The 11835-nt window shown below is 33.7% G+C and carries 15 protein-coding genes and 1 pseudogene; 6 read left to right on the top strand and 10 right to left on the bottom strand.

Features of this window, described 5'->3' with window-relative positions:
• Nucleotides 1-512: 512 nt before the first annotated feature.
• From ACQKII_RS23785 to ACQKII_RS23775, 3 genes are all read left to right on the top strand, one after another.
• The gene (locus ACQKII_RS23785; protein WP_427462913.1) at nucleotides 513-710 is read left to right on the top strand and encodes a hypothetical protein; all 198 of its coding nucleotides are present in this window, start codon (nucleotides 513-515) and stop codon (nucleotides 708-710) included.
• A gap of 364 nt (nucleotides 711-1074) precedes the next feature.
• Complete coding sequence (locus ACQKII_RS23780; protein WP_427462912.1) at nucleotides 1075-1623, top strand: hypothetical protein; 549 nt, start codon at nucleotides 1075-1077, stop codon at nucleotides 1621-1623.
• A gap of 16 nt (nucleotides 1624-1639) precedes the next feature.
• Nucleotides 1640-2317 carry a cysteine hydrolase family protein gene (locus ACQKII_RS23775; RefSeq protein ID WP_427462911.1) on the top strand — a complete coding sequence of 226 codons (678 nt, stop codon included), beginning with the start codon at nucleotides 1640-1642 and terminating at the stop codon, nucleotides 2315-2317.
• Between the two features lie 494 nt (nucleotides 2318-2811).
• Here ACQKII_RS23775 and ACQKII_RS23770 read toward each other — a convergent pair whose 3' ends face one another.
• The 8 genes and pseudogenes from ACQKII_RS23770 to ACQKII_RS23735 all read right to left on the bottom strand — a co-directional run bounded on the left by ACQKII_RS23770 (nucleotide 2812) and on the right by ACQKII_RS23735 (nucleotide 7584).
• On the bottom strand, nucleotides 2812-4344 hold the full coding sequence (locus ACQKII_RS23770) for a thiol-activated cytolysin family protein (protein ID WP_427462910.1): 1533 nt from the start codon (nucleotides 4342-4344) through the stop codon (nucleotides 2812-2814).
• A gap of 579 nt (nucleotides 4345-4923) precedes the next feature.
• Nucleotides 4924-5094: a hypothetical protein gene (locus ACQKII_RS23765; protein ID WP_427462909.1), complete on the bottom strand. Its 171-nt coding sequence runs from the start codon at nucleotides 5092-5094 to the stop codon at nucleotides 4924-4926.
• A 455-nt stretch (nucleotides 5095-5549) separates the two neighbouring features.
• Complete coding sequence (locus tag ACQKII_RS23760; protein WP_427462908.1) at nucleotides 5550-5741, bottom strand: hypothetical protein; 192 nt, start codon at nucleotides 5739-5741, stop codon at nucleotides 5550-5552.
• Nucleotides 5742-5945: 204 nt separating this feature from the next.
• Nucleotides 5946-6125, bottom strand: a pseudogene (locus ACQKII_RS23755) (general stress protein); the annotation flags it as partial.
• Entirely contained in the window at nucleotides 6095-6283 is a 189-nt protein-coding gene (locus tag ACQKII_RS23750; RefSeq protein ID WP_427462907.1) for a hypothetical protein, read from the bottom strand. The pseudogene ACQKII_RS23755 and the gene ACQKII_RS23750, both read right to left, overlap by 31 nt.
• 295 nt (nucleotides 6284-6578) lie before the next feature.
• Nucleotides 6579-6947, bottom strand: coding sequence for a hypothetical protein (locus ACQKII_RS23745; protein ID WP_427462906.1), 369 nt, complete (start codon nucleotides 6945-6947; stop codon nucleotides 6579-6581).
• A gap of 252 nt (nucleotides 6948-7199) precedes the next feature.
• The gene (locus ACQKII_RS23740) at nucleotides 7200-7364 is read right to left on the bottom strand and encodes a hypothetical protein (RefSeq protein WP_427462905.1); all 165 of its coding nucleotides are present in this window, start codon (nucleotides 7362-7364) and stop codon (nucleotides 7200-7202) included.
• A gap of 112 nt (nucleotides 7365-7476) precedes the next feature.
• Nucleotides 7477-7584: a hypothetical protein gene (locus ACQKII_RS23735; RefSeq protein ID WP_427462914.1), complete on the bottom strand. Its 108-nt coding sequence runs from the start codon at nucleotides 7582-7584 to the stop codon at nucleotides 7477-7479.
• A 217-nt stretch (nucleotides 7585-7801) separates the two neighbouring features.
• Between ACQKII_RS23735 and ACQKII_RS23730 the strand changes: the two genes are divergently transcribed.
• From ACQKII_RS23730 to ACQKII_RS23720, 3 genes are all read left to right on the top strand, one after another.
• Nucleotides 7802-8356, top strand: a complete 555-nt coding sequence (locus tag ACQKII_RS23730) for a DUF3231 family protein (protein WP_427462904.1) — start codon at nucleotides 7802-7804, stop codon at nucleotides 8354-8356.
• Between the two features lie 208 nt (nucleotides 8357-8564).
• Nucleotides 8565-8774 (top strand): RNA polymerase subunit sigma, encoded by a 210-nt coding sequence (locus ACQKII_RS23725; RefSeq protein ID WP_427462903.1) that lies wholly within the window; start codon nucleotides 8565-8567, stop codon nucleotides 8772-8774.
• A gap of 354 nt (nucleotides 8775-9128) precedes the next feature.
• Nucleotides 9129-9446, top strand: coding sequence for a tyrosine-type recombinase/integrase (locus ACQKII_RS23720; RefSeq protein WP_427462902.1), 318 nt, complete (start codon nucleotides 9129-9131; stop codon nucleotides 9444-9446).
• A 180-nt stretch (nucleotides 9447-9626) separates the two neighbouring features.
• On the opposite strand, the gene ACQKII_RS23715 is transcribed toward ACQKII_RS23720, so the two are convergent.
• Both ACQKII_RS23715 and ACQKII_RS23710 read right to left on the bottom strand, forming a co-directional pair.
• Nucleotides 9627-10238, bottom strand: a complete 612-nt coding sequence (locus tag ACQKII_RS23715; protein WP_427462901.1) for a YpjP family protein — start codon at nucleotides 10236-10238, stop codon at nucleotides 9627-9629.
• A 274-nt stretch (nucleotides 10239-10512) separates the two neighbouring features.
• Entirely contained in the window at nucleotides 10513-10788 is a 276-nt protein-coding gene (locus ACQKII_RS23710; RefSeq protein WP_427462900.1) for a hypothetical protein, read from the bottom strand.
• Between the last annotated feature and the right edge of the window lie 1047 nt (nucleotides 10789-11835).

Below are 11835 nucleotides of genomic sequence, written 5' to 3'. Positions count from 1 at the left end.
TCTTCGATATAACCCTTCAGTTCCGAAAGGAACTGTCTAGCCTTTACCTGAGTAATGTGACCATTCTCAATTTAAACTAGAAACATTTCGCACAAAAAACCTGCACCGTTAGTTTAATAATACCTTATATTACATTTATTTGGATAAATATTTCCATTTACTGTTCCAGCCAATTATCTAACGATGGTTCACCTTACACATTGATTGTGGAAGACCATTAGCGATAACTTACCGCCTTCAACAGTTTTATGCATAGATACTTGGTGAGCATTGAAAACGTTTATAACTATCATCAACGCTTAAAACAGTAGATAATGCGATTCAAAGGGGTTACAACGGAATACTTGCAACATTTTCTGGCGTGATTTAATTGTTAATCGTTAACTAGTCACAAAATTAGGGATGGTATATCAAAAGACATTAAAGAGTATATTTTTACAATAATTACAATATGTGCTACCTTTGACTATGTTAAATTTTTTTAAAAATATTTATTCAAAGGGGGCATGAAAGTGTCAAAAATTCCGATTTCTTTAAAGTTGATGATTGGCATCGGTATTATTATTATTTTTACTTCACTGTACTTTTTAAAAGACCATACATATTATTTATGGATAAGATGGATAGGTAACATTTTGTTTTTAGTGGGAATTATATTAATCCCGTTTGCTAAAGAATCTAATAAAAGAAATGTAAATAACACTAGATAAATTTAATCGACAGGCTGTCTATGGACAGTCTTTTTTAATCTCTGAACCTATGTACCCTGCCTTACGAGGTGTCTGATTCTTGGACCGAGTGTAAATCGAATATATTAAACTGTCCTTGCTGTTCCCTATATAGCAATAGGTAAGACTTTGAAGTTATCTCCATCTTTTCCCATGCTCCACACCGTACGTGAGAGTGAAATCTTCAATTCTGAGTTTGATTTTACAAGCGAACTATAGGAAAAAAAGATTGTTACTCCCCCATACTCCCCCATTGCAAGTTATGTCTGGGTAAAAAACTATTGACCTTTACGTTATCAATGTGATTATATTATCATATCGATAATAAATGGAGGTGAATAGCCAAATGGATATTACCATTAAAGATATGATGGACTGCATTGTCAACCCGGTTAAAAATCAAATTATTCTTGCGATTCAAGCAAAAGGTGAGTGTACAGCAAAAGATTTATTATCATTACAATATGACATCCCACAGGCCACGCTCTATCGTACATTAAATCGTTTGGTAGAGAATGGGGTTATAAAGATTGTTGAAGAAAAAAAAGTTCGAGCCGTAACGGAGAAAGTTTACGCATTGAATGAGAGTTTTTTGAATGTCAACCAATCTATCATTGAGCAGAACGATGGTGAAGCATATTTTAAGTTATTTACGAGCTTTTTATTTGTATTGATGAAAGAGTTTCAAAATTACGCTGAAAAATCCTCTATAAATATTGTTGAGGATGGGTCAGGTTTCAGCGCAACTCCTATCTATGTAACTGTTGAAGAAATGTTAGATATCGGAAAAAAATTCAAAGAAATAATTGCCCCTTATCAAACAAGAAACGCATCGGTTGAGGAACAAAAAATGCATATTCTCGCAACTATTATTACGCCCCCAAACCATAAATAAATAGGAGGTGACTGTTATGAAAACAAAGAATAAGAGGAGCAATCTTAGTATGATACTCGTTATTGTTATTGGAATATTGGTACTTTGTATCGGAATTATAGCCTTACGATTGGTATATTTGTCGAGTGCCACAAAGGGCGATACAATCATCAAATATAATAGCCCCAAAAGCGCACTTCTGGTAACAGATATCCAAAATGACACCTTAGGTATATCCGAATACGTCAACACGAAACCGTTAATGTCTAACATCAACACAGCTATCGAATACGCCAATGACTCTGAAATGGAGATTATTTACGTCAAGCAAGAGTTTATGAGAAACTCTTTGGATTCACTGCTTTCTGGTGGTATGTATCAGGCTGATAGTGATGGAGCGAACTTATATAATGAATTATCCATTCAATCAAATAACGTTTTTAGCAAGCTCCGCTCTGATGCTTTTTCTTCGGAAGTTTTTGAAAATTATCTCGTTGAAAACGAAATTGATACCCTTTATATTGTTGGTGCAGATGCCAGTGGTTGTGTATACAAGACAGCTTTGGGCGGCATAAACAGAGGTTATCGCGTTATTGTTTTGGATGATTCCTTATTTTCTGTGAAAGAAGACGCACTGAATAAAATGCTTGAGAAATATCAGACAAATGGTATCGAGATAACTAATATTAAGGATTTTATCCAAACACAAGACTAATAGTCTGATTGTTGTAACCAAGAACGGTAAAGAAAATTATCTTAGATTGTTTAGCACTATTAAAACTTGAGAATATACAAATTTACGACCATCCCTAAAAAGTGACCTTTCTTCTATTATAATAACTCTAATTAAAGACAAAAAATTAGACCACCCAAATTAATTCAGTGCCCGGATTTTGGTGTTACATTATTAAATTGTTTTAGCTGCGTTCGATACTGCACCGAACTCATCTTTAATTTCGCCTTCAACCGTTTTGTATTATTGTAGCTTTGGAATAAATTTGATTAAAAAATGCCTTTCAAACCTTATTTAACAGCAAATACAAAAACTCCATTTTGAAAAAAGATTGATCAAAATGGAGTAATTTCATTTAGCCAAGTACTCTAGTTTAGTTTGGAGTTACATACTAATCATGAAATACTTAAATTCTTTAATTTTATGATTTTATGCCTTCCCATAGCCTTTGAAAAAGTACCTCTTATGACTAATACCTAATTAATAGTACCTGTTGGGTATAATGTAGTTCCTCCAATTGAAACTTTTATTTCATTAGTTAATGGAACATTGTATTCATCAATAATTGTTCTCCACCAATCCCATGCAAGACCTGTACATTCTCTTGCATAAATTCTTATATTTTTTGAATTAGGCGGGAGTGGTATTACTGTAGAGAAATGAGCTGTTTTGTCTTTCCAGTTTCCTTCCCAAGTTTTATGGGTTAGTACTTCTACCCCGTTTTCATCATATGAAAATTCATCCCAGGCTACTTCAAATTGAGCAACATATGCACCATAATGATCAAGAATGATGCTGCCTTTCGAATATTCTGTAGATGTCGTCTCGATATAATCTGTACTGTTATGAACAGCGGCAATTGAATTATCCTTTAAGAAAACACTTGTATAGGATATTGGGTATGCTGGGTTTTTAAGACTAAATTCTGCATTATCTTTAATTATGTTTCTAATATCATTAAAGTCTTTTGAGACAACCTGGTTATGCTGTTGTGAATCTCCGCCTAATACTACAGCAGTGAAGGAACTTTCTTCAAAAATATCTTTGTACTGCGCACTAGTTTCTACATTGGTATTAACATTACTCAATAAGGCTTTAAAAGCAGCTTGCACATCCTTGCTCTTAGAGCTTGTTTCTAATTTCACATAAATGGTTCTGCCATAAGCTACATTTGACACCATAACGGGAGGAGCATCATTACTTACCCCTTTGCGGGTTAACTCTTCAAAAAGAACGCTATCATCAAAAAGGTCTGATGGATTGTTAGGTAGTTCTGCACTTACGGTATAAAATATTTGTTTATATGCCGCAACCATCACTTTTTTCTCTCCATTTGCAATCGCATTAAAGTCAATTCCCAGTGAATTGTCAAGAACTTTGGCGTTAACATTCAGCGTGCTTGCTATTTGAGATTTGCTATAAACCATAGATTCTGAATATTGTAGTCTTGCAGGTAAAGTATGGCTTGTTGAATATTTTTCACTCCAAGTAGATATTAACTCATCTACTGCCCCAGACACATTACCATATGTTGGATTATCTACAGTCAAAGTATTTTCTCTTTTCATGCCCGGTAAATCTATGCTAATATTTAGCGGTTTTCTTTTGGCCACCAATAAACTAGGTTGATTGTCTGCAAAAGCTTGGTTTGCCAGTTGTAATGCTCCTGGATAGGCACGATTCGCCATAGAATCGATAATTGAAATATCCACCGGTGAAGTTGTAAGTGATTTTTTGTTACGTTCAACCACTATAAATTTATTATTTGAGTTTATTCCTTCTTTTGGAACAAAACTATCAATTTTATCACCATTCACTGCTAAAACTTCGCTACTATTGTAGTTCAAGTTTGCTATACCAGTATCAATGTCATTAGATTTGCTTGTTTCACTAGGCAAATTAGTATCAAGTGGTTCAGCAAAGGAAATAATCGGATAAGTTATAATGCATAAACTAACAGATAAACATACTAGAAATTTTATTACTTTAAAATAATTTGGATTCCTCAAAAAAACCACTCCTTTTTTAGGAAATTATACCATAGAAATATTCGGTTTAAATATAGTAGTTTAGTTGTGTATTTGGTTTGTTGTAGAGTGAACAAGTGGTGAATATGGCATATTTGATTTGTTAATTTTATTTACTCTAGTCGTAATGGTTGCTGTGATACCATCTAATGAGAGTACAAGCTAGATAAACCAGTCCATAAGGACCCTACTAACGTACCATGCATTAGCTTCAGACCATTATCCTCGGTAGATGCGTTCTTGCTACGAAACCTCCACTTAAGGTGAAAGATATTCTACTAGCACCGCATATACCTGACACATATACTGTACTTTCCGCGACTTTCTTCCCTGTTTCAATAGCTCTAATATTAGTCGCCATTTGGCCGTCTGTTGCATTTGCACTTGTTGGTACTCCCTTGTCGATAATAGCAGATGCTATTTTAGCGTTTTTATCACCGAACAAGGTAAAAAGTTGGTCATAGTCTGCTTGATTTAGTAGCTTTGACCATGTACTATGAATGCCATTATTGACAGTTCTATAATATAAATTGCGATTAGGTGTATCATTCCATTTGTATCCTATCTGTATTTGTCTTTCATTACTTTCTTAAAATGGAGATAGTGATGCAATAGTAACCAACCATCAGAAACAGTTGGTGTATTTACACCTGCTCCCGTAGTAGCATTTATTCCACTTCTGGTGAAGTTGTTTACAGCATCCCCAAATTCATAGCCATAACCACCATTCATTTTACCATTCCAAAATCCTTTTCGGTTTGAGATACCAGTCCACCCGTTTGTGATGTCCTAGGGAATCCTATAGGTTCTGGCGTTGGTTCTCATGCAAACATTTGAATATCTAATGGTAATAAAATTTTTAAATAGAATGGATTTTGATTGTTTTTCATAATTTCCTCCTTGCCCAATTTAGTTACTCGAATGAATCCCTAAACTGTTCAAAAGTGTATTTTTCTCGTTCTTTATAGCGTTTGCTAGATGAAAGACAAAAATAAAAAGCCACCTAAATAGGCGACTTGGACCAATTTATTCCTAATTTCATCTGGACTTACATTATTTAGTTACCTATTATTAAAATGAGGTGATACTTTGTCAGGCATTTTTAAATATACAAAATATATTTTTATGTTCATTTCTGCGATTCAGTTAATTAGGTTCAGTCCAGAATATTTAGAACCAGTACTTCTTTATGAGTATCTTGTATTTATAGCATTTAGTTTTTCACTTGGTATATTGGAAGATTTTTTTAAACCTAATAAAAAAATAAATATTTTAATACGTATAACGACTATCATTTGTTCTCTTGTTTTATTGATTACATCAATCTCTTTTAAATCCACTCTTACAATTATTTTTTCTATAGTAATGTTTATTGCCATTAGTTTCTCATTATTTTTAGAAATTAAGCAAAAGGATTAGCACCTTTTGCTTTTTATCCCTCTCCACTAAATTGTTTTCTCCAATCCTCGTAGCTCACAAATGGCACCGTTACACTTGGGGGCTTAACATCTTTGTACGCTTTATTAATCTTCTCACAAACATATTTATTTTTAGTCACTTATATATTAATTTTTCAACGACAGTCAATTAAAGTCTTTACTTATACAGGCTTGCTTCAACCTTTTAGTTTTCAGCAAATATTTAATATCTGAGATATTGTCATATGATAATTGAATGTGAAAATAGTTAATATACTCTAGAACCGCAAAAATGCAAATGAATCCCGCAATTGTCAACCCCCATACTGGTAAAGAAGGATACCATTTAGAATCACCAATCCTAACGCTTCACCATCTGTCATGCAATCCACTTTGCCGCTATGGTCCACCTTCAAAATTCCACGTTCATACGTTTCTTTTAATAATCCCTTTAAATCTTGTTTAGCTGTTGATGTTTGAATCATAAATGACCAAGTTATCATTTAGCCCATTATAAAATTCAATCCGAGTTAATTTGATTTAAAATCAAATTCATATTTCAATATAACTGAACAAATCAGAAAAACTTGGCATATAAGAAATTGGAAACCTTTACCCATTCTTAAAAAGTGAATTTGTGGACATTGGACGTTCATTTGGTAGTTGGCAAAAACTAAAAATAAAAAAGACCGCTTTAACGGTTTTTTTTGCGTGGTGAACTTTAGCTTCCCATTTTAGGGTTAGTAAGTATTTACATTCTCTCTAACATATACATTATTTTTCAGAAGTGTTGTTTTATCAACTCTTACTTAAACTTTTTAACAAATAATCAAAAATCACAAATATTGTTATATAAATACTACCTATTAAAGAAGCTAGATAAATAGTATCTTTAAAAGTATCAATATCAAAATTAACTAAACTAAATAATAGTGAAAAAATTAATGCACAAAGTAAATGCTTAATATACATGAATATAACATTTTTACTTTTACTGTATTTTTCAATCACCACTGATATCACAACAGCTGCAAGCATGGCCGGCGCAGTAAATGCAGTACCATAAATACCATTTGCAATGCTGTATGTAGATCCAATAAATAATGGAATAATGAATACCCCTAGAACTAATGTAATTACAGCTGAAATAATTTTGATTTTCAACATGACACTTCACAACCTTTATTAATTTTTTATGCTTTAAAATTGCCAAAGCAATAAGACATGATGCAACAGTATGTATAAAAAATTCAATTCATTATTTATGTCCTTCTATATTAAATCATAAAACCACAGTGAATAGGAAGTTTATTGATTTTTTAATAATCTATGGAAAATGAAAGTGTTATAAATTATTATTTAAGTATCATAAAAGGTCGCGCTATCTCATGAAAACTCGAAGCACAGCCTTTTTTAATGTTATAATGTACGTTTTACTACCGATATCAGCAAACCCAAAGCTTCACCATCGGATATTCGTTCAACATGGTCGCTATGATTAACCTTTAAAATGCCTTTTTGAAATGTCGTCTTTAATAATTCCTTTAAATCTTGTTTAGCTGTTGATGTTAGTGAATATGTCATATTCGGTTCCTCCTTTTGTTGTGTTGGTTTCAATGCTTCTTCAATTCGTTTCAAGATGTTATTCCAAAGACCCTCTACTCTAATGCGAAGCGGGCAATTCCTTTTAGACCAATCATAGTGTTGTTTTACTTGAATCGATGCTGTAGCAAATTTCAACACCGATTGATTTCATATTTCCCGTCCCTCTACCGTCTCCACAATGCCAAGCATTACGATTAATCGGGATGCCTTGAATTACTTCTATGAGTTGACTACAGAGGGATTTTTAAGTTCGGGATATAATGTGAAGGGGATAATCGTTAATTTTTGCTGTGGCATTTAAAAGGCACCTCCTTTGATATCTTCATAGTACCAGGAAGTGCTGCGTGTTTATATGCGTTATTTGAATACGGGCTTACTATAAATAAACATAAAGCTTACAAAATAAAAATTTTAAAATGAATTATTTTTTTAATTTCATCCATACTATCCAGAAGTGCAGTAAGGGAATACTTAGCGGAAATCCAAAAGATGAACCATTGCATTACGATGAAGTATTTAGTGTTTGGTCAGGTTTAGTTGCAGACTACGGCATGATTGCTGGCTATCAAACGTTTTATAATCACGCTGGTGATGAAGATCTTAAAAAAATTATTGAAGATATCATCGACCTTTGTAGGGAAGAAGTAAAACAATTAGAAAAAACCCTAAAAACAAACGGTATTGGTTTACCTCCTGCTCCACCTGAAAGACCTGTAGCAAGACTGGAAGATATCCCTCCAGGAGCTAAGTTTAATGATCCAGAAATCAGCGCTGCGCTTACCGCCGACCTTGCTGCTGGAGTAGTTGCATGCAGTCAAGCAATGGGCACTTCAACTCGAGAAGATATTGCTTTAATGTATGGTCAATTCCATGCAGCAAAAGCTCTACTCGGTGCTAAACTACTACGTCTTAATAAAAATAAAGGTTGGTTAGTTCCACCACCATTACATGTAGATTATCCAGAAAAATAATATCTTTACCTGCCAATCCGTCTCCCCAGTATTAAACTGGGGTTTATTCTTTGCAATAAATGTATAGTTAACCTTAAATTTACACACACTAATATCGAGTGTCTTCGCACACACTTATAAAGGCTGTGACGTTGGTTGACCGTCGCAGCCTCTTATGTGTGATGATTTAATGTTTTATACTATAAAATACATAAAAGAGGTGCTTTAATTGACTACATTCGGAAAATGCTTATATATCGCTTTCTTTGCAACACTTTTTTTATTTACAATGGTTTGGAATTATTTCAAAAATGGTAATTGGGCTTTGCTTGAAAATTTATTCTTTTCCTTTTGGGTAGCAAGTTTTTTATTCATGGCATTGCTACTTAGAAGTAAAAAAGATGGAACGGAAAAAGCTAAAAAACGGAAGCTGATTTGAATATTTTAATCGGCTTTTTTAATGCACATTTTATAGCAATAGGTAAGACTTTGAAGTTATCTCCATCTTTTCCCCTGCTCCACACCGTACGTGAGAGTTTCCCCTCATACGGCGTTCCATCTTACTCTTTTAGACTAAAGCAACGAAATTGGTTTTATTTCTTCAATTGTTTACCATCCAATTGGAGAAGGCTCTTATATCGTTCCATCGTGCTGCTTCAATCTGTTCTGGTGTTGCTAAATCCTTCAAACGACTAATCATTGAAGGCATATTAATCATGTAACGTTCTCTCGCTATTAGCTTCCTCTTTGGCCCTGTAATTTTACTGAATTTAAAAATTGCTATGACGAAATCATGGAAACCTATAATTTCCGTAATCCAAACGGATATGTATTTATTACGTATGCTGGTGAGCCAATTGGTGAACGCTATTTGAAACGCATCATTGACTTAATATGCGCGCGAGAAAAGATAACTCACTTTACACCTCACTACTTACGGCACACATTTGTTACGATACAGTTATCTAATAATATCCCTATATCTACAGTTGCAGCTTTAGTCGGCGATACTCCTGAAACAATTTATACGGTATATGCACATTCATTTGAAAAGGATGAAGTACACGCATCTAATCTAATGGATGAAATCATCAATTTAAGTTCATTTTAAGAATCTAAGGAAATCAAAAATGACGAATTTGGGATACATTTTGGGGTACATGTTTTTCTCTGCACTTCCCCATTAGAATGGCATTCAAATACAACAACTTAGCAATCCACTACAAACGTTGATATGTCAACGTTTTCGAACAAAAAAACACTCGTATTTTATACGAGTGTTTCGTGAATTTTAAGACAACCACTTAGGTGGTGTGTTTTTCTCCCAGTAAATATCACCTAAGTTGTTATGTGCCATAAAGTTGTCTTCAGCACTGTGGTAATGAAAATTATAATAATAACCTTCTTGTGGCCGTTTCTCTGTGCGGACATGGAAGCGAATCAAATCGGACCCTGTTTGACTGTTAGTAATATTGAAAATTTTTTCACCATAGTTACCACTTGGTTTCTCTGTAATTGTTAGAGATGCTAGCGAGCCATCGTTTAAGCTCGCTACAGTCATTGCAATCGCTTCTTCCATTTTTGGAAAGATAATGGCATCAAATTCATTGCTAATTTTCGGGCCAATTTTTGTGCCAAACTTTATGTAGGATTGCTCTTTTGCTGCATCAACAAGTAGTGCACCATAGTCAATCGCTTCTTGAAATGATTCGGTGTCTTTTTGAGAATTTATATCTGGCTCAGCAGCTAAGGCAGTGCTTGTACCAGATGACGACGGTCCGATAGCAGCACGACTCGACGGATTTTGATCGAATGCATCCCATATTTCATGTGTTGGCGTAATTAATCCAAATGTTAAAAACGCAACCATGATTACGATACTTTTTTGAACCCACTTTTTCATTAATTAGCACCTTCTCTTTTATGTACAATTTGGTAATTCTTCTATCTATATATACGTTTAAGGCTAATAAAAGGTTTCATATTTCTATAATTCATTGTACAATAATTTATGTATAAATGTGTCGTTTTTTAAAGGAGGTACAAAGCATGTCAATCGTAATGGGTATTGGTCTTTTAATAATGTTAGGTTATTTATCATCTTTATGTTTCACGGACTAATTCATTTACACTAAAAAAACCGCGAACTTCACAGAGCTCGCGGTTTTTTCATTTCTTCATGGCCAAACACATAGTTCATTATCCCAATTTTTAAAGAATTCAACTTCCTCAACAATAACATTATAAATAGGTAATAAAAGTGTTTGTATACGCTTTATGACTTCTTCAAATTCTAGCGACGTTTGACCAATATACACTTGCCATTCTTTAGTTCTTTCAATGTCTGCATGAAATAGCGGATGATGTTTTTCTATTATTGTTCTATGGTTATCAAATGTTTCGGCTATAGCTTCTTGTAATAATCGCCCTTCAATTTTTTGCGTATTTGACAAGAGATAAATATAGACTTAATAAAAGCTTGTAAAACTTTTAATATCATCGAGATTTAACATAGCCCCGTTCGTGGTGCACCCATAGGCAACTAAATAAGCATCCTTCAGTTTAGAAAACAACTTAGTGGTACTTTTATCGCTAATTCATTTTATGTTATTTCCGATTTTCCACATAATTAGACAAGGGGCAGCCCCGCTAGTCGCGAAGCCACCCCTTTAGTATTTAATAGGTAACATTTTTTGTAATTGTAAAGTCTCAACCCAATCATCTGGGGAATATTATCTAGAAACGTTATTGTTTCATTACCGCGGTAAAATTCCACTGTGTGCCTTCTAACTTAAGCAACGCAAACCCAACCTTCTTTTGCGTCCTTGCAGCCCCAAAGCATGCGCCAGTGTGAATAAGTATCCTAAAAAACAAAAAGCAGAATGCCAGTTTACAGAAACCCGCTACCTAAAATAGCACGAGATTAATTATAACATAGTATTCAATCAAAGTAAAATCATTTTTAAAAATACTTTTTAGTCTCTTTATAAAACTATCGAATTAGGAGCTGAAATGACAATTATATTTATACGATACTATAGACCTGCTACTGGTACATATTCTTCTTACTCATCCAAATAAAAGGGAGTGCCAACTATTATGAAGTTTAAACTGATCATGATATTTCTAAGTGCCTTTTTTATGATGTCTTTAATCATTAGGTAGGTTCAACACACGAAAACTTACTAAATTCACTATAACACCTCTTAGACTTGATTCTTCCTTCTCAATGCTTCATTAGAGTATCAAGCAAGAAATTTTGGAACAGATTGGACATCAACTGGATTCTTTATATCTAAAAAAGTATGCGAGTAGTACTCATCGCATACTTTTTTTGGCTTATGGAACCGCTACTAATCATGATTTATTGTTCTGGAAATTTAAGTACATGTAGACATCTACTTCATCTTCACATTTAATGATTCACTCTTACCACCGACATCATCTTGTTCGAATAATTTTGTAAAAACCTGACTGCTTATCCCTCTACCTTGATAATA

The sequence above is a fragment of the Lysinibacillus sp. NPDC048646 genome, assembly GCF_050272295.1.
Classification (GTDB): domain Bacteria; phylum Bacillota; class Bacilli; order Bacillales_A; family Planococcaceae; genus Lysinibacillus.
The sequence above is the reverse complement of the archived record's forward strand: the minus strand, read 5'-3'. Positions and strand labels throughout refer to the sequence as shown.